27 protein-coding genes are annotated in these 24,201 nt (G+C 43.2%); 24 read left to right on the forward strand and 3 right to left on the reverse strand.

Annotation, left to right across the window (positions count from 1 at the left end; genetic code table 11):
* Positions 1–3: 3 nt before the first annotated feature.
* Together nagB and nagA are read right to left on the reverse strand one after the other, a co-directional pair.
* Positions 4–729, reverse strand: coding sequence for a glucosamine-6-phosphate deaminase (gene nagB, locus GPA07_RS03845; RefSeq protein WP_157292050.1), 726 nt, complete (start codon positions 727–729; stop codon positions 4–6).
* A complete protein-coding gene (nagA, locus tag GPA07_RS03850) occupies positions 716–1,918 on the reverse strand; it encodes an N-acetylglucosamine-6-phosphate deacetylase (protein WP_008358376.1) in 1,203 nt (400 codons plus the stop codon). The genes nagB and nagA overlap by 14 nt, the downstream gene beginning before the upstream one ends.
* 177 nt (positions 1,919–2,095) lie before the next feature.
* Here nagA and hprK point away from each other — a divergent pair, with 177 nt between their 5' ends.
* The 7 genes from hprK to GPA07_RS03885 all read left to right on the forward strand — a co-directional run bounded on the left by hprK (position 2,096) and on the right by GPA07_RS03885 (position 7,219).
* Positions 2,096–3,028, forward strand: a complete 933-nt coding sequence (gene hprK, locus GPA07_RS03855; protein ID WP_071168517.1) for an HPr(Ser) kinase/phosphatase — start codon at positions 2,096–2,098, stop codon at positions 3,026–3,028.
* Positions 3,029–3,039: 11 nt separating this feature from the next.
* Complete coding sequence (lgt, locus tag GPA07_RS03860) at positions 3,040–3,864, forward strand: prolipoprotein diacylglyceryl transferase (protein ID WP_157292051.1); 825 nt, start codon at positions 3,040–3,042, stop codon at positions 3,862–3,864.
* Between the two features lie 16 nt (positions 3,865–3,880).
* Positions 3,881–4,825, forward strand: coding sequence for a nucleoside recognition domain-containing protein (locus tag GPA07_RS03865; protein WP_008358373.1), 945 nt, complete (start codon positions 3,881–3,883; stop codon positions 4,823–4,825).
* The gene (gene ppaX / locus GPA07_RS03870) at positions 4,822–5,472 is read left to right on the forward strand and encodes a pyrophosphatase PpaX (RefSeq protein WP_157292052.1); all 651 of its coding nucleotides are present in this window, start codon (positions 4,822–4,824) and stop codon (positions 5,470–5,472) included. Before GPA07_RS03865 ends, ppaX begins: the two co-directional genes overlap by 4 nt.
* Before the next feature lies 1 nt (position 5,473).
* Positions 5,474–5,992 (forward strand): acyltransferase, encoded by a 519-nt coding sequence (locus GPA07_RS03875; protein ID WP_008358371.1) that lies wholly within the window; start codon positions 5,474–5,476, stop codon positions 5,990–5,992.
* 69 nt (positions 5,993–6,061) lie between these two features.
* Positions 6,062–6,490: an Rrf2 family transcriptional regulator gene (locus GPA07_RS03880; RefSeq protein ID WP_071168519.1), complete on the forward strand. Its 429-nt coding sequence runs from the start codon at positions 6,062–6,064 to the stop codon at positions 6,488–6,490.
* 87 nt (positions 6,491–6,577) lie between these two features.
* The gene (locus GPA07_RS03885; RefSeq protein ID WP_008358367.1) at positions 6,578–7,219 is read left to right on the forward strand and encodes an NAD(P)-dependent oxidoreductase; all 642 of its coding nucleotides are present in this window, start codon (positions 6,578–6,580) and stop codon (positions 7,217–7,219) included.
* Positions 7,220–7,451: 232 nt separating this feature from the next.
* Here the strand turns inward: GPA07_RS03885 and GPA07_RS03890 are convergent, their stop codons facing one another.
* The gene (locus tag GPA07_RS03890) at positions 7,452–8,246 is read right to left on the reverse strand and encodes a C39 family peptidase (RefSeq protein WP_008361109.1); all 795 of its coding nucleotides are present in this window, start codon (positions 8,244–8,246) and stop codon (positions 7,452–7,454) included.
* A 232-nt stretch (positions 8,247–8,478) separates the two neighbouring features.
* On the opposite strand from GPA07_RS03890, the gene GPA07_RS03895 reads away from it, so the two are divergent.
* The 17 genes from GPA07_RS03895 to GPA07_RS03975 all read left to right on the forward strand — a co-directional run bounded on the left by GPA07_RS03895 (position 8,479) and on the right by GPA07_RS03975 (position 24,189).
* The gene (locus GPA07_RS03895; RefSeq protein ID WP_157292053.1) at positions 8,479–9,654 is read left to right on the forward strand and encodes an ATP phosphoribosyltransferase regulatory subunit; all 1,176 of its coding nucleotides are present in this window, start codon (positions 8,479–8,481) and stop codon (positions 9,652–9,654) included.
* Positions 9,647–10,294 carry an ATP phosphoribosyltransferase gene (gene hisG, locus GPA07_RS03900; RefSeq protein ID WP_008361106.1) on the forward strand — a complete coding sequence of 216 codons (648 nt, stop codon included), beginning with the start codon at positions 9,647–9,649 and terminating at the stop codon, positions 10,292–10,294. The genes GPA07_RS03895 and hisG overlap by 8 nt, the downstream gene beginning before the upstream one ends.
* The gene (gene hisD, locus GPA07_RS03905; protein ID WP_157292054.1) at positions 10,291–11,574 is read left to right on the forward strand and encodes a histidinol dehydrogenase; all 1,284 of its coding nucleotides are present in this window, start codon (positions 10,291–10,293) and stop codon (positions 11,572–11,574) included. The genes hisG and hisD overlap by 4 nt, the downstream gene beginning before the upstream one ends.
* A 2-nt stretch (positions 11,575–11,576) precedes the next feature.
* Positions 11,577–12,161: an imidazoleglycerol-phosphate dehydratase HisB gene (gene hisB, locus GPA07_RS03910; protein ID WP_008361102.1), complete on the forward strand. Its 585-nt coding sequence runs from the start codon at positions 11,577–11,579 to the stop codon at positions 12,159–12,161.
* Positions 12,161–12,799: an imidazole glycerol phosphate synthase subunit HisH gene (hisH, locus tag GPA07_RS03915; protein WP_157292055.1), complete on the forward strand. Its 639-nt coding sequence runs from the start codon at positions 12,161–12,163 to the stop codon at positions 12,797–12,799. Before hisB ends, hisH begins: the two co-directional genes overlap by 1 nt.
* Positions 12,796–13,533, forward strand: coding sequence for a 1-(5-phosphoribosyl)-5-[(5-phosphoribosylamino)methylideneamino]imidazole-4-carboxamide isomerase (gene hisA, locus GPA07_RS03920; RefSeq protein ID WP_157292056.1), 738 nt, complete (start codon positions 12,796–12,798; stop codon positions 13,531–13,533). Before hisH ends, hisA begins: the two co-directional genes overlap by 4 nt.
* A complete protein-coding gene (hisF, locus tag GPA07_RS03925; RefSeq protein WP_071168522.1) occupies positions 13,530–14,288 on the forward strand; it encodes an imidazole glycerol phosphate synthase subunit HisF in 759 nt (252 codons plus the stop codon). Before hisA ends, hisF begins: the two co-directional genes overlap by 4 nt.
* Positions 14,285–14,914, forward strand: coding sequence for a bifunctional phosphoribosyl-AMP cyclohydrolase/phosphoribosyl-ATP diphosphatase HisIE (gene hisIE, locus GPA07_RS03930; protein ID WP_008361094.1), 630 nt, complete (start codon positions 14,285–14,287; stop codon positions 14,912–14,914). Before hisF ends, hisIE begins: the two co-directional genes overlap by 4 nt.
* A 130-nt stretch (positions 14,915–15,044) precedes the next feature.
* A complete protein-coding gene (locus GPA07_RS03935; RefSeq protein ID WP_157292057.1) occupies positions 15,045–16,505 on the forward strand; it encodes a tetratricopeptide repeat protein in 1,461 nt (486 codons plus the stop codon).
* 365 nt (positions 16,506–16,870) lie between these two features.
* Positions 16,871–18,259 carry a C40 family peptidase gene (locus GPA07_RS03940; protein WP_008361090.1) on the forward strand — a complete coding sequence of 463 codons (1,389 nt, stop codon included), beginning with the start codon at positions 16,871–16,873 and terminating at the stop codon, positions 18,257–18,259.
* Between the two features lie 234 nt (positions 18,260–18,493).
* Complete coding sequence (gene trxB, locus GPA07_RS03945) at positions 18,494–19,444, forward strand: thioredoxin-disulfide reductase (RefSeq protein ID WP_008361089.1); 951 nt, start codon at positions 18,494–18,496, stop codon at positions 19,442–19,444.
* A gap of 357 nt (positions 19,445–19,801) precedes the next feature.
* Positions 19,802–20,266 (forward strand): 8-oxo-dGTP diphosphatase, encoded by a 465-nt coding sequence (locus GPA07_RS03950; protein WP_008361087.1) that lies wholly within the window; start codon positions 19,802–19,804, stop codon positions 20,264–20,266.
* 39 nt (positions 20,267–20,305) lie between these two features.
* Positions 20,306–21,193 (forward strand): RNase adapter RapZ, encoded by an 888-nt coding sequence (rapZ, locus tag GPA07_RS03955; RefSeq protein WP_198303850.1) that lies wholly within the window; start codon positions 20,306–20,308, stop codon positions 21,191–21,193.
* On the forward strand, positions 21,194–22,153 hold the full coding sequence (locus tag GPA07_RS03960) for a gluconeogenesis factor YvcK family protein (RefSeq protein WP_008361083.1): 960 nt from the start codon (positions 21,194–21,196) through the stop codon (positions 22,151–22,153).
* A 17-nt stretch (positions 22,154–22,170) separates the two neighbouring features.
* Positions 22,171–23,121, forward strand: a complete 951-nt coding sequence (whiA, locus tag GPA07_RS03965) for a DNA-binding protein WhiA (RefSeq protein WP_071168524.1) — start codon at positions 22,171–22,173, stop codon at positions 23,119–23,121.
* 26 nt (positions 23,122–23,147) lie between these two features.
* Positions 23,148–23,405 carry an HPr family phosphocarrier protein gene (locus GPA07_RS03970; RefSeq protein ID WP_008348124.1) on the forward strand — a complete coding sequence of 86 codons (258 nt, stop codon included), beginning with the start codon at positions 23,148–23,150 and terminating at the stop codon, positions 23,403–23,405.
* 40 nt (positions 23,406–23,445) lie between these two features.
* The gene (locus tag GPA07_RS03975) at positions 23,446–24,189 is read left to right on the forward strand and encodes an arylamine N-acetyltransferase family protein (RefSeq protein WP_008361078.1); all 744 of its coding nucleotides are present in this window, start codon (positions 23,446–23,448) and stop codon (positions 24,187–24,189) included.
* Positions 24,190–24,201: the final 12 nt, after the last annotated feature.

The raw sequence follows: 24,201 nt of genomic DNA on the forward strand, positions 1-24,201 counted from the left end.
TGTTTAGCGTAGTGAACCAGCTTCTCGATCAATAAAAATCGTCACATCTTGATGAAGTTTCAAGGCAGATGCAGGGAAGTCTGGATGAACATCCGTCTGTTCTAAATATTGTATCACTTCCGCCTTTGATTTTCCTGATGCAAGAAGCAGAATTTTTTTGCTTGAAAGAATGCTCGCAATACCCATTGTGATCGCATGTGTAGGCACTTCATCAATAGAAGAAAAGTATTTTGCATTGGCCTTGCGGGTATGTTCATCTAATTGAACAACGTGCGTTTTTGAATCGAAGGGAGTACCAGGTTCGTTAAACCCGATATGTCCATTTTGCCCAATGCCAAGAAGCTGAAGATCTATGCCCCCTAAATCTTCAATGAGCTGATCGTATCTTAAGCACTCTTCTTCCAATTGAGATGCAGCGCCATTAGGAAGGAAATACTGATCCTTTGGGAGGTCAATGTGGTCAAATAAATGACGCCTCATGTAGGTCATATAACTATTTTCATGATTTGGATCAAGTCCTACGTATTCATCCAAATTCACTGTTCTTGTTTGTTTGAAAGACAATTTTTCTGCTTGATGCAGCCGAATTAACTCTTTGTAAGTATCGATAGGAGTACCGCCAGTTGCCAGACCGAGCACCGCATCTGCTTTGGATTTAATGGTACGTGCAATGAAGGCAGCAGCTTCTTTTCCTAATTGATCTTTATCCGCAAATTCAATGATGTTCATCAGTCATTTGCCTCCTTTTTTCAAAGACAATTTGTCCTCGGCAGATCGTCATCATCAGTTCGCCAGAATCATCCCAAATGACCAAGTCTGCCAGTTTCCCAACTTCAATTGAACCGAGCTGATCTTCAAGACCTAGCTGACTGGCTGCATTTGTCGAGGTCATCTTAGCAATCTCTGTCCATCCGCAATGCGTGACCTGTCTCATCTGTTTGACTCCATCTTTCATACGTAAGATCGATCCTGCAAGTGTACCGTCTGCCAGCAATGCTTGTTCACCTCTGACTGTGACAGTTTGACCGCCAAATTCGTATGTTCCTTCTCCTAGCCCTTTTGCGCGCATGGAGTCTGTAATCATGATCAAACGTTCACTCCCTTTTGCCAGATATGCTAGCTTTACGGAAAGAGGATGTGAATGAATGCCATCTGTAATCAGCTCAGTAAAGAGTTTCTCGTTTGTAAGAGCAGCACCTGCCGCGCTTGGTTCACGATGCTGAAACGAACTCATCGCATTATAAAGATGCGTCACATGGCGTGCACCGTGCTTTGCTGCTCGTTCAATCATGGCATGATCAGCATTCGTATGTCCAATAGAAGGAATAATGTTTTTTTCTTGCAGCATGGAAAGGAAAGCAAAATCAGTATCTTCCTCAGGTGCAAATGTGACAATTTGAATCAGCTGTTCAGATGCATGAAGCCATTTTTCGAAAAGCGGGAGATCAGGCTGTTTAATCCATTGGGCAGGCTGTGCCCCAGCTTTATCTTTAGAAATAAAAGGACCTTCCAAATGAATTCCTAAACATTGTGCCTGACTTCCGGCCTGCTTCTCGTTATCGGGTTTCCACAGAGCGACATTTTTAAGAGCATGCTCAATCTCTTGATGGTTTTGTGTAATGGTTGTCGCTAAAAAGCTTGTCGTTCCCTCTGAGGGTAAGTGATCAGCAAGTGTATTCATGGCTTCTGGTGTCGCATCCATCATGTCTGCACCGTAACCGCCGTGAATGTGAATATCAATCATTCCGGGAAGTAAATAAAAGTTTTCCCGGGAAATATATACTTTTTCATAATTTCCTGTCGGTGGAGATGTTGAAATATAGTCGATCTTGCCATCGCGTAAACCGACAAAACCGCGTTCAATGATTTCTGTCTTTGTCACAATATGAATATTGGAGAGCAATAAAGAGCTGCTCATGTTTGTGCCCCCTTATTCGTTGTCTTTAGCTTTAGTGTACCCTTTTTAAGTATAGTTGTCTATACCACTCGAGCTTGTGAAACAGGATCAGGATAAAATACTGTTTTGGGTTCATCATTGAAAGTGATAAAATAGAGCTGTATTTCTGAAACGCCTGTGATAAAAGGAGGAAGAAGCGTGCCGAAAGTTCGTACGAAGGACATAATGGAACAATTTCATCTTGAGCTGATAAGTGGGGAAGAAGGGATTAATCGTCCCATTACAATCAGTGATCTTTCCAGACCAGGTATTGAAATGGCTGGATATTTTACATATTATCCAAAAGAAAGAGTTCAACTTTTAGGGAAGACAGAGCTTTCCTTTTTTGAACAACTCCCAGAACGCGAACGAAAGCAGAGAATGATGTCTCTTTGTACAGATATTACCCCTGCCATCATTTTGTCACGAGATCGTGAAGTGCCGAAGGAATTAATTGAAGCATCCAATGAAAATGGCGTGCCGGTTTTACGATCAAGCTTAAAAACGACAAGGCTTTCGAGTCGATTAACAAACTTTTTAGAAAGCAAGCTTGCACCAACGACCGCAATTCATGGTGTCCTTGTAGATGTATATGGTGTGGGTGTTTTGTTAATAGGTAAAAGCGGTGTAGGAAAAAGTGAAACAGCCTTAGAGCTTGTGAAAAGGGGACACAGGCTGGTTGCAGACGACTGCGTGGAAATCCGTCAAGAGGATCAGGATACGCTAGTTGGGAGCGCACCAGAGCTGATTGAGCACCTTCTAGAAATCCGTGGATTAGGCATTATTAATGTGATGACCTTATTTGGAGCAGGCGCTGTCAGAAGCTATAAGAGAATTACGATTGTGATGAACCTTGAACTGTGGGAACAAGGCAAACAGTATGATCGTTTAGGGCTTGAGGAAGAGAAGATGCGGATCATCGATACGGATGTACCAAAGCTGACGATCCCTGTACGTCCAGGACGAAATTTAGCGGTCATTATTGAGGTAGCTGCGATGAACTTCAGGTTGAAACGAATGGGGCATAATGCAGCGGAACAATTTACAAGTAAACTTGCCGATGTCATTGAAGACAATGGCCAGGATGAATAGGAGTTGTCTATATGAATGAAGCAATTCAACCAATTGATCCGATTGCTTTTCAGCTCGGACCTATTTCGGTTCATTGGTACGGTGTGATCATAGGGGTTGGAGCCTTGCTTGGACTCTGGCTCGCACTCAGGGAATGTGAAAAAAGAGGCATCAATAAAGATACGTTTATTGATTTAATTTTATTTGCCATTCCTATCGCCATTATTTGTGCACGAATTTATTATGTATCCTTTGAATGGGATTACTATCAGCAGCATCCAAATGAAATCATAAAGATTTGGAATGGCGGAATTGCCATACATGGCGGACTGATAGGTGCAGTGCTGACAGCGATCGTCTTTACAAGAGTGAGAAAAGTGTCCTTTTGGAAAATCGCCGATGTGGCAGCGCCTAGTATTTTACTAGGGCAGGCGATTGGACGCTGGGGGAATTTTATTAATCAAGAAGCGCATGGTGAGGCTGTTTCAAGAGGCTTTTTAGAGAATTTACACCTGCCTGAGTTTATTATTAATCAGATGTATATTGATGGAACCTACTATCACCCGACGTTCTTATACGAATCATTATGGAATCTTGCCGGCGTTGTAATTCTCATCTTATTACGCAGAACATCGCTGCGCAGAGGCGAAATGTTCTTGTCTTATTTAATCTGGTATTCAATCGGCCGTTTCTTCATTGAAGGCATGAGAACAGACAGCTTAATGCTGACAGAGCACCTTCGAATTGCGCAGATGATTTCAATTGTCATATTCGCCGTGGCCGTTTTGTTGATTGTGTATAGAAGAATCAAGGGCTACGCATCTATACCGTATAAAGAGAACAACTCATCAAATTAAGCAGGGGGGATAAGAGATGAGAGAGACATGGAAAAATGGCTTGAAAGCAGGGCTATCGACGACTTGGACACTTGGAAAAGTCATTTTTCCGGTTACCATTCTCGTCAGCATCTTGCAGCATACGCCTGTCATGGATTGGATCATCCAATTTATCCGTCCGTTTATGGGGCTATTGGGCCTTTCAGGGGAGGCAGCTATTCCGCTTGTATTAGGAAATATGCTGAACTTGTATGCGGGTATTGCAGCTATCTTGACATTAGAGCTGCCTGTGAAGGAAGTCTTCATTTTAGCGGTCATGCTATCCTTTTGTCACAACCTGATGATTGAATCGACAGTGGCGGCGAAGGTTGGACTACGGGTGTCTGTTATTTTGTTAGTCAGAATCAGTCTTGCCGTTGTTTCAGCGATTGTCATTCATCTCGTTTGGCAGGGAGGCCAGGAGCCGGCGCAATATGGTTTGCTTACAGCAGCTCAGACAGCTGATGTGCCTTCAAGCTGGCATATGATCGTTTTCCTTGCTTTACAGAAAGCCGTTCTTGGTGTGCTCCAACTGGCTTGTATTGTCATCCCTCTCATGATCATCATTCAATTGATGAGAGACTTAGGATGGCTTCATACGCTGTCTAAGTGGCTGTCTCCATTTACTAGAATGCTTGGAATGAAAGAAAATACGTCTATGACGATGGTGGCTGGTTTAACCATTGGTTTGGCCTACGGGGCAGGCGTGATGATGAAGGCAGTGGAAGAGGACGGCGTCAGCAAAAAGGATTTAACCCTTGCTTTCATTTTCCTCGTTGCTTGTCATGCGGTGGTCGAAGATACACTGATTTTCATTCCATTAGGTATTCCAGTATGGCCGCTGCTTCTGATCCGCCTGATTTCTGCTATTTTATTGACAGCTGCCATTAGCTATTTTTGGCGGAAGCGGGAACATGCAGCTGTTAGAAAGGAAGCCATATGAACGAATCAACCATCAACACCGTGCTATTTGATTTAGATGGCACGTTAATCAATACAAATGAATTAATTATTGCATCATTTCAGCATACGCTGGATCATTATTACCCTGGTCAGTACAGCCGTGAGGATATCCTTCACTTTATTGGTCCATCGCTGTTTGATACATTCTCTGCGATGGACCCGAATCTGACGGATGACATGATTCAGATGTACCGGACGTTTAATCATGAACAGCATGATCTGCTTGTGACGGAGTATGAGACGGTTTTAGATACGTTAAAAATTCTTCAGGATCGAGGATTTAAGCTCGGAATTGTGACAACGAAGATACGTGATACGGTCTTAATGGGATTGAAGCTGACAGGTTTGGAGCCATTCTTTGAGGTGATTGTCACACTTGATGATGTACAAAACGAGAAGCCGCATCCAGAACCAGTCCAGCTGGCGTTATCCAAGCTTGGCAGTGACCCGCATGAGGCCATAATGGTCGGTGATAATTATCACGACATTTTGTCTGGACAAGCGGCAGGAACGAAAACAGCAGGTGTCGCTTGGTCTATTAAGGGAGAAGAAGCCCTTTTAAAGCATCGTCCTGATTACCTGCTGCAGAAAATGAGTGATCTCTTGGCGATTGTTGGAGCTGATTAAGTTGAGAAAAACAGATCGTTATCCTGTCAAAGGGGTCAATTCACTTAGACAAGTCTATCGGACGGTCCCCTTTCTCAAGGTGATAAAAAACTTTATCTTTATTCAAATGGCACGTTATACGCCTTTTATGGGGATGAAAAATTGGATTTATCGAACCTTTCTCCGCATGAAAGTCGGAGATGATACAGCGTTTGCCTTAATGGTGATGGTCGATCTGATGTTCCCCGAGAAAATCACGGTTGGTCGAAATAGTGTGATTGGCTATAACACGACGATCTTGGCACATGAATATTTGATTAAAGAGTATAGGCTTGGGGAAGTCTATATTGGTGATGAAGTCTTAATTGGAGCAAATTCAACCATTCTGCCCGGAGTGACGATCGGTGATGGTGCTATCGTATCGGCGGGTACGCTTGTGCATCAAGACGTCCCGGCAGGCTCTTTTGTTGGAGGTAATCCAATGCGCATGATTTATACGAAAGAAGAAATGGAAGCACGTCAATCTACGTCTGCTGAGTAGCTCGGCAGACTTTTTTATTGACATTCTGACATGGTGTAACTATAATGATTACAACAGAGGTGAGAAAACATGAAAATCAGCAGCAGATTTACTGTCGCTGTCCATATTCTGGCCTTGCTATCACTTGAAAAAGGATCATTACAGACATCGGAGGATATCGCAGGAAGTGTCAATACAAATCCAGTGGTCATTCGCCGTATCATGAGTAAATTAAAAAAAGCAGGCCTGATCTCAACGAGTCTTGGCAAAGGTGGTTCACAGTTGAATCGCAGTGAAGAAGACATCACACTGCTCGATGTGTATAAAGCGGTTGAAGTTGTGGATGAGGGAGAATTGTTTCAAATTCATGAAAGCCCGAACCCTGACTGTCCGATCGGTGCAAATATTCAAGCGGTGCTTGAATTAATTCTGTGCCGTGCCCAAAGTGCGATGGAGCAAGTGCTGGCTGAGATCAAATTGAGTGAACTAACGCAGGTGTTAATCAAAAAAATTGGATGATTTATTCAATTTTTTTTACCTCTGTTGTAACTGTTTTTGTTACACCTCTAGATGTAAAAATTAAACCAGATTGTAGGAGGAATTCACATGAAAATTGGAATCATTGGCGCAACAGGTAAAGCAGGACAGGAAATTTTAAAAGAGGCTCAATCAAGAGGACACGAAGTAACTGCAATTGTTCGAGATGCACAAAAGATGACAGGTTCATCAGCAGCCGTTTTAGAGAAGGATGTGTTCCACTTGGAGGCAGAAGACATCAAAGGTTTTGATGTCATCGTGAATGCATTTGGTGCACCAGCTGGACAAGAGCACCTTCATGTAGAAGCTGGGAAAAAGCTGATTGATATATTGAAAGAGGCACCAGACACGCGTTTAATCGTGGTAGGCGGTGCTGGCAGTTTATTTGTTGATGAGGCGAAAACCACAAGACTTATGGACACACCAGAGTTTCCAAAGGAATACTTCGCTACTTCGTCAAAGCAAGGCGAAAACTTAAAAGATCTTCAAAATTCCAAAGGGTTAAAATGGACATTTCTTAGTCCAGCAGCATTCTTTAATCCAGAAGGCAAACGAACTGGTTCTTATGTGAAAGGCAAAGATCATCTCATTGTCAATTCGAAGGGTGACAGCTATGTGAGCTATGCCGACTACGCCATTGCGCTGGTTGATGAAATTGAGCAGGCTGCCCATGTTGGAGAACGATTTACGGTTGTATCTGAAGCTGAATAAGAAGAGAAAAAACCCCGCTGAAGAGCGGGGTTTTCAGCGTGAAGACAAACCCTCGCATTCTTTGTCAGTCCTGCGTGCCGGTGCTCACGAATGTCAAATTCGCTCCACGCCGGTACTCGTTCTTCCTAGACTGCAAAGGTTTTCATGTCACGCTGAAAAGAAGACAAAGGGCTAAAATCAAGATCATTTTAGCCCTTTGTCAACAATCTGAACCCCGCTGAAGAGCGGGGTTTTATGTTTTGATGATAACCGCTTGACTGCCCATCTGTTTCCAAGACTCCTCAAATTGATCGCGATCGACTTTTTGGTTCTTTTCTCCGTATGGGTTATTCAAGTAGACGTGTTCTTTGTCGTAGCCAGTGATCACTACGCTATGCATTTTAAAGCTGACATCTATTTTTCCATTTGGTGTATTCCATGTTTCGATGTTATCTGTTTTGGCAAAGGTCGATGTCGTAATGACCCAGACAGGATAGCCTTTTTCAAGTGATTCATAGATGGCTTTTTTGACTGACTTTCCCGTTAAGTCGACGGCTTGATTGCCTGCATATTTTTTCGCAAGCTGATAAATGGGTCCATGGTACACACCAAGACCTGGTCCGTTTTCCATATCTCCTACAAACCCGTCTTCAGGGTTTCCTTTTAAGCCATTCTCATAATTGAGCGGAACACGTTTGATCTCATTTGCCAATGTGTTTTTTGTCACTTCTTTATAGCCGCTGTAATGAAGCAGCATCGCTAGGCTTGTGACCTCGCATCCATTATAAAGCCTTGGTGCATCCATTTGATTGTAGAGGATGACGTCCATGGCTTTTTTGCTTCCTTTTAATGTATGGGTTGTGGAATCTGTTTTTTTCGTTGAACGTGTTTCTTTTGCTGCTAGTGCGGTATCGTTCTCTTTTTCTTTGGCTTCTTCTTGCGACGAAGTGGTTTTCTTGACTTGGTTCATTTGTGAAACATAAATAAAGCCGAAATAAACAAGGGATGCGCACAACAAGGTTAAGATTAATGTCTGGATGAATTTCACTGTAATCTCCTGTGTTATTCAATATTTTTATGTATTATAGCATGTTCCAAAAGCAAACAGACCGAAAAGATTCAGGTGTCATTTTAATGTAATATATGAACAAACTATTAACGAAAAAAGGGAAGAATAAAAATGATTGATTTAATCACTTTATTTTGTTAGCATATTATCATATTAGCGAACTAAAGGATTCGGAATTTTTTGTTTTAAAGTGTTGGAGGTGCAGAGGAACATGTTTATGTTTGAGAAACCATATGGTATGCGCGATTCATTACCAGGATTGTATGAGACGAAGAAAAAAGTGAGACATTCATTAACAGAGGTGATGTATGGTTGGGGTTATCGTTTGATGGAGACGCCAACGCTTGAATTTTACGATACAGTCGGTGTTCAATCGGCGATTACAGATACACAGCTGTTTAAGCTTCTTGATCAAAATGGTCAAACCCTTGTGCTTAGACCTGATATGACGGGGCCGATTGCGAGAGTTGCGGCTTCAAAGCTTCATGAACAGGCGTATCCCCTTCGCGTCGGTTATGCAGCCAATGTGTTTCGGGCGCAGGAAAGAGAAGGCGGAAGACCATCTGAGTTTGAGCAGGTCGGAATTGAATTAATTGGTGATGGTTCGATTAGTGCAGATGCTGAAGTTATCGCGCTTGTCGTATTTGCATTAAAAAATGCCGGGCTTCAATCCTTTAAAATAGCGATCGGTCATGTTGCTTTGGCAGAAACGTTGTTTTTAGATGTACTTGGAAATACAGAACGTGCGAACGTACTGCGCCGTTTTTTATATGAAAAGAATTATGTGGGATACAGGCAGCATGTGAAACAATTGCCACTCTCATCTATTGATAAAACGAGACTGCTGCAGCTTTTGGAGCTGCGCGGCGGGCAGGAAGTGATCCAGCGGGCAGAGGAGATCGTGGTGTCACAAGAGGGGAAAGCGGTGCTTGCAGAGTTAAAGGCGCTTTGGGAAACACTCGAGGATTACGGCTGTACAGAATATATTCGTTTGGATTTGAGTATGGTCAGTCATATGAGCTACTACACGGGGATTTTGTTTGAAGTATTTGCAGATCATGTTGGGTCTGTCATTGGAAGTGGAGGAAGGTACGATCAATTGCTTGCTCACTTTGATGCACCCGCACCAGCTACAGGGTTCGGTCTTCGTTTAGACCGTCTTCTTGAGGCCCTTGACGCCAAAGAAATGCATGAGCCGCAAGAGGCTGTGATTTTTAGTAAAGAGCAGAGACTTGAAGCATTTGCTTTTGCAGAAAAAGAGCGGTCAAAGGGCAAAAAGATCGTCCTGCAAGACTTAGCGGGTATCGAAAATATTGACGCAATGACCAAGGCATTTGAACAAGTGACTTATTTTATCGGTGCTAGAAAGGAAGAGCAGAATGGGTAAAGTGTTGACGATGGCAATGCCAAAGGGCCGGATATTTGAAGAAGCAGCAGGGCTGTTAAGACAGGCGGGGTATCAGCTGCCGGAGGAATTCGAGGATTCCAGAAAATTAATCATTGATGTACCGGAAGAAAACCTCCGCTTTATTTTAGCCAAGCCAATGGATGTGACGACATATGTAGAGCACGGTGTGGCGGATGTGGGCATTGCAGGGAAGGATGTCATGCTTGAAGAAGCTCGTGATGTGTACGAGGTGCTCGATTTAAACATCAGCAAATGTCATTTAGCTGTAGCAGGATTGCCAGGAGCCAGCTGGGGCGGAGTCGCGCCGCGTGTGGCAACGAAGTACCCAAACGTAGCCTCGTCCTATTTTAGAGAACAAGGTGAGCAGGTTGAGATCATTAAGCTAAATGGTTCCATTGAATTAGCGCCGCTCATCGGGCTTGCCGATCGAATTGTTGACATTGTTTCCACAGGTCAAACGCTTAAGGAAAATGGACTTGTGGAAACAGAGCATATTTGTGACATTACATCACGATTTATTGTCAATCCTGTGAGCTACCGAATGAAGGATGCGGTGATTGATAAAATGGCGCAGCGTCTGGCAAGAATCATCGAAGGAGAAGGGGAGGAATCATCATGAATATCACCTACATAAAAGAAGGTGAGACGAACAATCTCTCTCTTAAGCGGTCTTTAGATACAGGGACGGAAGAGCAGCGTCAGACTGTTCAGCGCATTATTGAAGAAGTGAGAAAAAACGGTGACGACGCTGTACGGTCTTTTACGAAGCAATTCGATGGTGTGTCGATTGAACATCCGCTTGTCACAGAGGTTGAAATGAAAAAAGCCTACGAGCGTTTGGACAAAGAGATGGTTCAGATTATCCAAACGGCTATCAAGCATATTCGAACTTATCACGAGCGTCAGCTGACATCCTCTTGGTTTTATCACCAAAAGGACGGCTCGATGCTCGGACAAAAGGTGACCCCGCTTGATGCGGTCGGTGTGTATGTCCCGGGCGGAACAGCTGCCTATCCGTCATCTGTCTTAATGAATGTGATCCCGGCACTTGTCGCTGGTGTTGAACGAATTGTCCTTGTGACACCACCAGGGAAAGATGGCCGTCTATCTGACGCCGTCCTAGTTGCCGCGAAGGAGCTGGGCATTTCAGAAATGTACAAAATGGGTGGTGCTCAGGCGATTGCGGCACTTGCATATGGAACGGACAACATTCAGCCTGTTGATAAAATCACAGGTCCAGGAAACATTTATGTAGCACTGGCCAAGCGGGAAGTATTTGGTCAGGTAGACATTGATATGATTGCAGGTCCAAGTGAAATTGCCGTTCTAGCTGACGAAACGGCAGCTGCACATGAGGTGGCAGCTGATTTGCTTTCACAGGCAGAGCATGATGCATTGGCATCCAGTATTTTAGTGACACCGTCTCAAGCGCTTGCTGAGGAAGTGCAAGCAGAGGTGGATGCACAGCTGGACACTTTGCCAAGAAAATCAATCGCAGCACAATCCATTCAAGATCATGGCCGTATTTATGTGACAGAATCAATGGAGCGTGCAGTAGACGTCGTGAACCAGTTAGCACCAGAGCATTTAGAGGTACTCACGGCGTATCCAGAATCACTACTAGGTCAAATCAAACATGCAGGGGCGATTTTCTTAGGGCGTTATAGCCCAGAGCCGGTGGGTGATTACTTCGCAGGGCCGAATCATGTGCTGCCAACAAACGGAACGGCTAGATTTTCTAGTCCGCTGGGCGTCACTGATTTCCAAAAGAAAACAAGCATCATTTCATATAGCAAAGAAGCCTTTGAAACACATAGGGACAGCATAGCGGCTTTTGCCAGATTAGAAGGACTTGAAGCACATGCAAGGTCGATTGAAGCGAGAAAGCGGGAGGAATGAAAATGAGACAGGCGGAAACAACGAGACAAACAAATGAAACAAACATTTCATTGGCCTTAGAGATTGATGGGGAAGGAAAAGCAGATATTCAGACAGATGTTCCTTTTATGACGCACATGCTCGACTTATTCACGAAGCACGGACATTTTAACTTAACCGTAGATGCGAAAGGAGATACGGAGGTTGATGATCACCACACAACAGAAGATATCGGCATTGTGCTTGGTCAGATGTTTAAAGAAGCGCTTGGTGATAAAAAAGGAATCAAACGGTACGGATCGAGCTTTGTTCCAATGGATGAAACACTTGCTCAGGTCGTCGTCGACTTAAGCAATCGTCCTCATTTGGAAATGAGAGCCGCTTTCCCAAGCCAAAAGGTTGGCACATTTGATACGGAGCTGGTTCATGAGTTTCTGTGGAAATTTGCTCTTGAAGCACGGATCAATCTTCATGTGATTGTACACTACGGAACCAATACTCACCATATGATTGAAGCCATTTTTAAAGCGATGGCACGTGCCTTAGATGAAGCTACAACCATTGATCCACGTGTGAAAGGGATTCCATCGACAAAGGGGATGCTCTAATGATCGGAGTCATTGACTATGGAATGGGGAATTTGTTTAGCGTATCAAAAGCACTGGAACGAGCAGGCGCCGCTTATATCGTGTCCTCTGAGGTGGAGGAGCTTAAAAAGGCAGATGCTTATATTTTGCCTGGTGTGGGGTCGTTTCGTGATGCGATGCAGCTGTTAAAACAGACAGGACTTGAAGCGTTTATTCACCAAGTCGTGCAGGAAGGAAAGCTGTTATTTGGCATTTGCCTTGGCATGCAGCTGTTGTTTGAAGAAAGCGAAGAAGGAGGGCAAACAAAAGGATTGGGTCTTTTAAAAGGACGTGTCGTTCTTTTAAAGGATCTTGATCAGGATGGGCAAAGGCTGAAGGTGCCTCATATGGGCTGGAACGAGCTCACATTTCACCAGCCGTCCCCGTTATTTGACGGAGTGCCTGAAGGCTTTGCGTATTTTGTCCACTCTTATTATGTGAGTGACATGAATCCAGAAGAACAATTGGCAAGTGCGGCGTATGGCGTACAAGTACCAGCAGTTGTTGGGAAGGGGAATGTGTTTGGAACGCAGTTTCACCCTGAAAAAAGCAGTACAACAGGAATGGCACTGCTCAAACGGTTTATTCAATTAGCAAACGAACAGAGGGTGAGCAAATGAGTGAATTTACATTATATCCAGCGATTGATATGAGAAATGGCAAATGTGTACGACTCGTGCAAGGAGATTATGATCAAGAAACCATTTATGGAGATTCACCGCTAGACATGGCCAGATTATTTGCAAAGGAAGGCGCAAAATGGATTCATCTTGTTGATTTAGATGGCGCGAAAGCAGGAAAGCGCGTCAACCATGAGCATGTGCTGGCGATTGCTTCCGCCTTAGATGTGAATGTCCAAATTGGCGGCGGCATTCGGACAGAAGAAGACGTTGCATTTTATTTAAGCAATGGTGTATCTAGAGTCATCCTTGGCAGCTCGGCTGTGTCTAACCCAGACTTTGTGAAAAAGATGCTGTCACAATATGGCGAGAAAATAGCGATTGGCATTGATGCACGAAACGGTTTTGTATCGACTGAAGGCTGGCTTGAAACGTCGGAAGTAAAAGCAGAGGAACTCGGCAAGGAATTAGCAAAGGAAGGCGCAGAGGTCTTTATTTTCACTGATATTCAAATGGATGGCATGCTGTCTGGTCCAAATGTGGAAAGTACAGTTCGCTTAGCAGAAGCGACCGGCAAACAAGTCATTGCCTCAGGTGGTGTCAGTGCTGTTCGTGATCTACAAAAGCTGTCAGCGCAAAAACAGACAGGTGTGTCTGGTGCGATTATTGGCAAGGCGCTGTACACAAAGCAATTTACGTTAGCAGAAGCGTTTGAAGGGCTTGACAGCTTATGATGACAAAACGAATCATTCCATGTCTTGATGTGAAGGAAGGGCGTGTTGTCAAAGGGATCCAATTTCTGGGCTTAAAAGATGCTGGTGATCCGGTAGAATTAGCGCAGATCTATGACGAGGAAGGTGCGGATGAACTCGTCTTTCTTGATATATCTGCCTCTCATGAAGGACGAAAAACGATGGTGGATGTGGTGAAACAAGTTGCGTCCACTCTTGCTATTCCATTCACTGTGGGCGGCGGGATTAACCACCTTGATGACATGAAGCGTATATTAAGAGCGGGGGCAGACAAGGTGTCTGTGAACACAGCGGCTGTTTTAAGACCGGAGCTAATAACAGAAGGAGCCGACTTTTTTGGTTCTCAATGTATTGTTGTGGCGATTGATGCGAAATACGATGAAAAGAAACAAGCTTACATGGTCTATACGCACGGAGGACGCCGTCAAACGGATTTAGAAGTGAGTGAGTGGGCGAAAGAAGCTGTGCTGAGAGGAGCGGGAGAGATCTTGCTGACAAGCATGGATGCCGATGGTGAGAAAACGGGCTTTGATCATCGTCTGACGAGGCTTGTGTCAGAAGCAGTCACAGTGCCAGTCATTGCTTCAGGAGGTGCTGGCAATGCGCAGCATATGCTCGAGGCATTTACAAAAGGTGCAGCTGATGCCGCACTCGCAGCCTCTATTTTCCATTATAAAGAAACCTCCATTCAAGAGGTGAAGACATACTTGAGAGAACACGGGGTGAAGGTAAGATGAAACAGGCACACGAATTAACATTTAATGACGCAGGCCTCATTCCTGCGATTGTACAGGATGTTCAAAGTAAGGAAGTATTGACGCTGGCATATATGAATCAAGAATCCTATGAAAAAACGTTAGAGACAGGTGAAACATGGTTTTATAGCCGGTCGAGAAATGAGCTTTGGCACAAAGGAGCGACATCTGGACACACCCAGAAAGTCACATCCATTCGCTACGACTGTGATCAAGACGCTCTGCTTGTGCTTGTTACACCAAGTGGGCCAGCGTGCCATACTGGCAGTTATAGCTGTTTTTCGGAAGAAGACGTGAAGCGGCAAAGGGAAGAGCAGGATCGCTTTGCCATTTTAAATGAACTTGAACAGGTCATTGCAAAGCGTCAGGCAGAAATGCCAGAAGGAGCTTATACAACCTACCTTTTTGAAAAAGGGGTCGATAAAATCCTGAAAAAGGTGGGGGAAGAAGCTTCAGAGGTCATCATTGCCGCGAAGAACCGTGATCAAGAAGAATTGAAATGGGAAACAGCTGACCTTCTGTATCACCTTCTTGTGTTATTACGTGAACAGCAGCTGCCGCTTGATGATGTATTAAAGGTATTGAAAAAGCGCCATCAAGGGGAATGAAAAGCCGGGGATATCCTCGGCTTTTTACTTTTGAATGAAAAACAAATCCTTCCTTTCCTTTTGTTCTATGTGACGACTCGTGAAGTATGTTATACTACACTCGGTACACTGTTCGAAATGGAGGGTATCGGTGAGTAAATACACTTCTCAAAATAATCACACACAAGTCGTCCAGCTATTTCAAGATGGGCATTACTTTTTTCATAAAGGTCTAAAAGCATATAGAGAAAGAAATTTATCTAGGGCAAGCAAGCTCATCCAACGGGCGATTGTACTTGAGCCTGAAAATGTAGAAATGTTGTCACAGCTTGCGATCATTTATACTGAAATGGGTCATTACCAACAATCAAATGAACTGCTTGATTTTATCCTGGAACACTTGGATGAGAACATGTCAGAGTGTCACTATTTTAAAGCAAATAACTATGCCAATCTCGGACTGTTTCAAGAAGCATATAAGTCCGCTACTGCTTATGCTGCGCTGGAAGAAGACGGGGAATTTGCAGATGAAAATGACGATCTCCTCGATCTGCTTGATATGAGTGACGATGTTGATGAAGATTTTCCTTATGATCAGGATGATCTGATTGTGAAGCAGGATCAAGCCAACCATTTGCTGGAAAGCGGCAGGCTTGATGAAGCGATTGAGATGCTAGAACAGATGATTGTTGAGTATCCAGAATTTTGGTCAGCGTATAATAATCTCGCTTTGGCCTATTTTTATTCTGGTCAGATTCATCAGGCAAAAGAGATATTGAACCGGGTCCTTCATGAAAATCCCGGTAATCTGCATGCCCTTTGTAACCAGCTTGTTTTCTATCATTATGAAAAAGAAGAAGAAAAGGTCAACATGTTAGCAAAGCAATTAACGCACGTGTATCCAATATTAAGTGAACAGCGTTATAAGCTTGGTGCAACATTTGCCCTCGTTGGAGAATTTGAATGGGCGTTTAAATGGCTATATTCTTTGTATAAAACAGGTTTCCACGGAGATAGTACGTTTTTATACTGGCTTGCAAGTGCAGCCTATCACACGGGTCACAAAACGCTGGCGCAAACCGTCTGGGATAAGATGGTGGAAGAAGATATTGATGCGGATGAAATCAAACCGTGGCAAGATAAACCAGAGGATACTGAGCCAATGGTCTCAATTGAGGAACGGCTCACTGCGTACTATGTCAGCAAACAAAAAGGTGAACGTGACGTCTTACAATCTGTTCTCGATGCCCGCGCAGCGAAAACAGCCTTTGAACAGCAGTTCATTGAGCTGCTTTTATATGAAGATCAAATGGAAGAACGATCTTTTTCAGAAGATGCGGTCTTCGCAAAACAGGCGGCATCTGCTTTGGAAGAAGCGGTGCAGCCTGATAGCCACATGCCATATTTTTGGTTATTCCATATTATTCAGCAAGCACGCGCTTCAGGCGTAGAGAAGAAAAATGCCATTGCGTGGGCAGCGGCTTCTTATTATCTATGGATGAATGAACAAGAAGAAGTAGCTGTCAGCAAAAAAGAGATCGCAGCCTCTTTTCAGATCAGTGTTCAAACACTGTCCAAATATGAGCGTGTCATTTGTACGTTCATGATTTGAATAGGTAAATAGATTCAGATAACAGCAGCATGGCCAAAAAGGTCATGCTTTTTTCTTGGATAAAAAGGTGGGATTTGCTAGGATTTGGCGAAGTATGACAATCTCGACATCTATTTGAAACATAAATGTAATAAAAATATTAGCTCATTTTGTCGATGTGTCATGTATAATGAAACTCGTGGATTAAAACAAAGACATATATTTAAATATTTTACTATACATAATGCAACACCTAGTGATAGAAACAATCTGGTCAACATCTGACTGAATCATCAGGAAGAAAGACATGGAAAGCACAGATTGGTCGCAGAGAATTTGTTGCTTTCTTATGTCACTTGGGAAATTGTCAAAGGAGGAACTTATACGTGAAAAAGTTTATGACTTTCGGTTTAGCTTCTGTGATTGGAGCGAGCGGTTTATTTATCCCATTTACTCATGAAGCAAATGCACAGAACTTTGAACAAAAGAAACAAGAACTAGACAGCAAGCAATCTGAGGTTAACAAAAATCTTCAAAAGAAAAAAGAAGAGCTTTCTAAGCTTGAAGCAAAACAAGAAGCACTTGCGCTAAAGCTAAAAGAAATTGACGAAAAAGCTTTAAAAACAAGTGATCAAATCGAAGAAAAACAAAAAGAAAACGAAAAAACAAAAAAAGAAATCAAAGCACTGAAAAAAGAAATTGCTGATACAGAAAAACGTATCGAAGAAAGAAACGAATTCTTGAAAAAGCGTGTGCGTGCGCTTCAAGAAAGCGGCGGTTCTACGAAATACATAGATGTATTACTAGGAGCAAAAAGCTTTAGCGATTTCATTAGCCGTGCAGGTGCTGTCTCTACATTAATCAACGCAGACAGCGAAATCATTAAAGAACAAGAAAGAGACAAAGCGGAGCTTCAAAAGTCGGAAAACGAACTCAACACAAAGCTTGAAAATGTTCAAACGACACTGGCAAAGCTTGAAACACTTCAATCAGACTTGAATAAACAGCTTGATGAAAAAGACAAGCTATTCAAGCAAGTGAAAAAGCAAAAAGGAAGTGCTTCTTCTGCAATCAGCGAGTTAAGCAGCGAGGCTGACAGCATTGCATCTGAAAAAGACGCAACGATTGCTGCTCAAAAACAAGCTGAAAAAGAAGCAAGAGAAGCTGCTCAAAAAGCTGCTCAAAAAGCAGCAGAAGAAAAAGTACAAAGACAACAGCAGCGTCAAGCAAGTGTTCAAACGGACGACAACAGCTCTAATAATGATAGCGGCGGCTCGTCTTCAAATAACAGTGGTCCTTCTAATAACAACAACAGCAGTTCACCAAGCAAGAAGCCATCTTCTGGCGGTGGATCACCTGTCAGCAATAACGTAGGCGGAATCGAAGGCGCAATCAGCACAGGTTCTAGCATTGTTGGACAATCTCCATATAAATGGGGTGGCGGCAGATCACAAGCTGATATCAACGCACGTCGTTTTGACTGTTCTTCATTCGTTCGCTGGGCATTCGCATCAGCAGGTATTAACCTTGGACCAGTTGGCGGTACAACAACAGATACGCTTGTAGGTAAAGGAAGAGCTGTAAGTGCATCTGATATGAAACGCGGAGACCTAGTGTTCTTTGATACGTATAAAGTAAATGGACACGTTGGTATTTACTTAGGAAACGGTACATTCTTGAACGATAACAGCTCTCGCGGTGTTTCAGTTGACTCAATGAGCAACGTATACTGGAAAAAAGCATTCAATGGCGTTGTAAGAAGAGTCGTTGAATAAATCATTACTTTTTATATAACCGTAAACAGGCTTCCTTAAACAGCAGTTTAAGGAAGCTTTTTCTTTTTTTGAAGATATGAGCAAATGATTCGCTTATTACCCGCAGATTTTATAGGATATGGGTAAGGAATAAAAGCTATGAATGGAATTGATGCTCTCTGTCATGAATGGAAGCATCACCCAAGGGCATTCTAATAAGAAATGCTAGCAGCAATTGAAGAGGGAGTGACAGTTGTGTCAGAAGAAAAAATTTACGATACGATCATCATTGGAGCGGGTCCTGCCGGAATGACAGCCGCTGTTTATACATCAAGGGGAAATCTTTCAACACTCATGATTGAAAGAGGCATTCCAGGCGGCCAAATGGCAAATACGGAAGATGTCGAGAACTATCCTGGCTTTGAAAGCATTTTAGGGCCGGAACTTTCAAATAAAATGTTTGAGCATGCGAAGAAATTCGGTGCGGAATATGCATACGGTGATATTAAAGAAATTGTTGACGGTGAAGAGTACAAAATCGTCAAAGCCGGTTCAAAAGAATACAAAGGACGCTCTGTCATTATTGCGGCAGGTGCTGAATACAAAAAAATCGGTGTACCAGGTGAAAAAGAACTTGGCGGCCGCGGCGTATCCTACTGTGCGGTATGTGATGGTGCTTTCTTTAAAAACAAAGAGCTTGTGGTCATCGGCGGCGGAGACTCTGCGGTAGAAGAGGGTGTTTACCTCACACGCTTTGCGTCAAAAGTAACGATTGTCCATAGACGCGACAAACTTCGTGCTCAAAGCATTTTACAAGCACGAGCATTTGATAATGAAAAAATCGACTTCATGTGGAATAAAACCGTCAAAGAGATCAATGAAGAAAACGGGAAAGTCGGCAGTGTGACATTAATTGATACTGTGACAGGTGAGGAAGAAGTGTTCAAAACAGATGGCGTCTTTATTTACATCGGTATGCTGCCACTGTCTAAACCATTTGAAAATCTAGGGATTACAAATGAAGAAGGCTACATCGAGACAAACGAAAGAATGGAAACAAAAGTGGAAGGCATTTTCGCAGCGGGCGATATTCGTGAAAAAACACTTCGTCAAATTGTCACAGCAACAGGTGACGGAAGTATTGCAGCACAGAGTGCACAGCATTATGTAGAAGAGCTTGCTGAAAAGCTAAAGGCAATGAAATAAACAGCTGTCGTAAATCCTTAATATTGCGTCACGGGCTTTTAACTGGAATGTAACACGGGTGAAACAATTATCCGTTATGATAAAACTAGTAATTGACCCCCTTTTATAAGGAATACATGTTTGGCACGGATGTGAATCCGTGTCCTTTTTTTTGCATAAAAACAGAAATTCACGAGATGTTCACAAATGACGCATGGAGACCCGCTAGATGTTGTAAAATAAAGAGTAGAGAAACTGCCCGTTACATCATTCAGACGAAATCCTATCTGTTTTCGGTGAAGAACGGGCATGTTCATTGTGGGAGTCAGGATGAACCTGTATAATAAGAAAAAGACATAAAAGAGTAGGTGACAGCTGATGCAACGAGTAACCAATTGTGTGCTGCATCACGAAGATCAAGTTCTCTTGCTGCAAAAGCCAAGACGCGGCTGGTGGGTAGCACCTGGCGGCAAAATGGAGAGCGGAGAATCGGTCAAGGATTCAGTCGTTCGAGAGTTTAGAGAAGAAACAGGTATTTATATTTTAAATCCGCAGCTAAAAGGTGTGTTTACCTTTATCATAAAAGAAGGCGACCAAATTGTTCAAGAGTGGATGATGTTCACCTTTATGGCAGATTCTTTTACTGGGAATAATGTGTCAGAGTCGGAGGAAGGTATTTTAAAATGGCATGACGTAAAGGATGTACCTAGTTTGCCAATGGCTCCTGGAGATTCCCATATCCTTGATTTCATGCTGAAAGGAAAAGGACTTCTTCACGGTACCTTTACGTATACACCAGATTTTGAGCTGATTGCTTATCGATTAGATCCTCAAGGAGACTAATATATGAACCGTTTTCATAAAGAAGGAGAGGGAGCAGGCATGAATACGCACAAACAAGATGATATTCAGCTTGTGATTATAACAGGGATGTCAGGTGCGGGGAAAACCGTTGCCATCCAAAGTTTTGAAGACTTAGGCTACTTCTGTGTGGATAACTTACCGCCATCACTTTTACCGAAATTTCTAGAGCTCATGAAGGAATCCAATTCAAAGATGAGCAAGGTAGCCCTTGTGATGGATTTGCGCGGACGCGAATTCTTTGATAGCTTAATTGCTGCTTTAGATGATATGAGCGATATTGGCTGGATTACACCAAGGGTTCTCTTTTTAGATGCAAACGATAAGGTGCTTGTCTCAAGATACAAAGAAACGAGACGTTCGCATCCGCTTGCGACAACAGGTCTGCCGCTTGAAGGGATTGCCATGGAGCGCGAGCTGTTAGAGGAGTTAAAGGGCCGGTCTCAAATGATTTTTGATACATCGGATTTGAAACCAAAACAGCTTCGAGAAAAGATTGTCACACACTTTGCCACGAATCAGGGGCAAGTGTTTACAGTGAATGTCATGTCATTTGGCTTTAAATATGGTCTGCCGATTGATGCTGATCTTGTATTTGATGTGAGATTCTTACCGAATCCCTACTATATCGAGAGTATGCGTCCACAGACTGGAAATGATGAAGAAGTACGCTCCTATGTCATGAAGTGGAGTGAAACGCAAAAATTCACGGAGAAATTAATCGACCTTCTCAGCTTTATGCTTCCGTCCTATAAACGAGAAGGGAAAAGCCAGCTTGTGATCGCCATTGGTTGTACAGGCGGCCAGCATCGCTCCGTAACGCTAGCCAACTATTTAGCGGAGTATTTTAAAAACGATTACTATACACATGTCACTCACCGGGACATTGAGAAGAGAAGTAGAAAATAGATGACGACACTACCAAAGGTTGTCATTCTTGGCGGCGGCACTGGCTTATCTGTTTTACTCAGAGGGCTAAAAACAAAGCCAGTGGACATTACCGCCATTGTGACGGTTGCTGATGATGGAGGCAGCTCAGGGAGACTTCGTCATGATTTGAATATTCCGCCCCCAGGCGATATTCGAAATGTACTTGCGGCACTCTCTGATGTTGAACCGCTTGTTGAAGATCTATTTCAGCACCGTTTTAATAAAGGGAATGACTTAACAGGCCACTCTCTCGGAAACCTCATTCTTGCGGCCATGACAAATATAACCGGTGATTTTTTTCATGCCGTCACTGAAATGAGCAAGGTCTTAAATGTGAGAGGGAAAGTATTGCCAGCAGCGAATTCAAGTGTTGTTCTTCATGCAGAATTAGAAAACGGGCAAGTGGTGACAGGAGAATCGAAAATTCCGACCTATGGTGAACGAATTAAACGAGTCTTTCTTACACCTGATACGATTGAACCGCTGCCCGAATCTATTCAAGTCATCCGTGAGGCTGATTTGATCGTCATCGGTCCTGGCAGCTTGTATACCAGTATTTTGCCCAACCTGCTTGTCCCGCATATTGGAGAAGAAGTGATTCGGTCTAAGGCGAAAAAAGTGTATATTTGCAATGTCATGACGCAGCCAGGGGAAACGCTTTCCTACAGTGCAGCTGATCATGTGCAGGCACTAAACGATCATATGGCCCGGCCATTTATTGATACGATTTTTGTAAACAATAAAGAAATTCCAGAAGAAATCAAAGCAAAATATGCAGAAGAGCAGGCGCAGCCTGTACAATTCGACACTGATGTACTCGAAGCCATGGGACTAGAAGTCATCCGTGGAGAAATCATTACATATGATCAGAATGTCATTCGTCACGATACGCTGAAAGTAGCCTCACTGCTCGTCGAATTGCTGCATCAGAAAAAATAGGAATGGGGGTGGCAAGGATGTCATTTGCATCCGAAACAAAAAAAGAGCTGACTAATCTGGACGTGAAGGACTGCTGCACAAAAGCAGAGCTTTCTGCCCTCATCCGTATGAACGGTTCATTATCTTTCTCTAATCGAAAATTGATTTTAGATATACAGACAGAGAACGCAGCCATTGCAAGACGTATTTATACCCTGTTGAAAAAGAAATACGATGTCACAGTCGAGCTGCTCGTTCGTAAAAAAATGAGATTAAAGAAGAATAATGTATATATTGTCAGACTGGTAGAACGAGCGAAACCGATTTTAGAGGATTTAAAAATATTAGGTGAACAATTTGTATTTGAGCGCAATATTTCAGAGGAACTTGTGAAGAAAAGATGCTGCAAGCGCTCCTATATGAGAGGTGCTTTTTTAGCAGGCGGTTCTGTGAATAACCCAGAAACTTCTTCGTATCACCTTGAGATTTTTTCACTATACAAGGAACATAATGATGCCCTTTGTGAGCTGATGAATCAATTCCATCTCAACAGTAAAACACTTGAACGCAAAAAAGGGTATATTACGTACATGAAGGAAGCTGAGAAAATTACGGAGTTTTTAAGTGTCGTAGGTGCTCATAACTCATTGCTTCGTTTTGAAGACGTGCGAATCGTCCGAGATATGAGAAATTCCGTGAACCGGCTCGTTAATTGTGAAACAGCAAACTTGAATAAAACAATCGGTGCCTCACTGCGTCAGGTCGAAAACATTCAATTCATTGATGAAAAGATTGGACTTGATGCCCTGCCGGATAAGCTGCGTGAAATTGCGAAACTGCGTATTGACTACCAAGAAGTCACACTAAAGGAACTTGGCGAAATGGTGGAAAGCGGCAAGATCAGCAAATCAGGTATTAACCACCGTCTAAGAAAGCTAGATCAAATTGCAGAACAATTAAGAAACGGACAAGCTGTTACACTCAAATAGGGAAATAAAAAAGGGAGGCAGATCATATGGTGGAAAAAACGGTCACAATTCAGCTGAAAACAGGCTTACAGGCACGTCCGGCTGCTTTGTTCGTTCAAGAAGCCAATCGCTTTGGTGCTGATATTTTTCTAGAGAAAGATGGAAAAAAGGTCAATGCAAAGAGTATTATGGGGCTTATGAGTCTTGCGATCAGCTCTGGGGTTACCGTCAAACTGATAGCAGATGGTGCAGATGAACAGGAAGCCATTGATGCGTTAACAGATTTTATCAATCAAGAAAACTGAGTCTCTTCAAAGGCTCAGTTTTTTTCAGGAGGGGATGTTGATGATCCAAACAGCTTTTTTGCAGAAAATTGGTTGCGAGGCCGAGTCTATTACGTTTGAACAGTTGCCTGATGTACTCAGGAAGATGGCCTATACCTTTCCTTTTGAAAATAGATCTGTGCTCAATAAACATTCCTATGCTTTGGATCAAGAAGGACTGAAGCAGCATCTTCTTGAAGGAAAGAGAGGCGGGCTCTGCTATGACCTTAATCCACTTTTATATTATGTGTTAAAAGAGGCAGGCCTCATTGTACAGCTCGTTCAAGGGACCGTGTATCACAAAGAAGCGGAGAAGTGGGCAATTGATGGGACGCATGTAGCCATAGTCCTTAAACAGAACCACGAGCCTTTCCTCATTGATGCAGGGTTTGGTGTGAATGTCCCCCTTCAGCCCGTGCCTTTTACAGGTGAATGGGTGGAAGCAGCGTCCATTCGTTTTCGAGTGAAAGCAGAGGAAACAGAAAAAGGCACCCACTTACTCCAATTGGACAGGGGAGCGGGCGCTGTGACAGGTTATGCTTTCACATTAAAAGAAGTCGGTGAAGGGACATTAGAGCAGCTCCGGCATGAGATTTATGAAAATGAAGCTTCGCCTTTTAACAAAAGACCACTTGCTTCAAAGCTGACACCTACAGGGCGTGTTGTCGTGACAGAAGATCATGTCACCACACATGAACAGGATGAAGTATTAAAAAAACCACTCACACAACCGTTTGAGGAGTACGTACAAAAACTGCTTCCATAAACCACATGAAAG

The sequence above is a fragment of the Bacillus sp. ms-22 genome (assembly GCF_009759805.1).
GTDB lineage: Bacteria > Bacillota > Bacilli > Bacillales > Bacillaceae > Bacillus > Bacillus xiamenensis.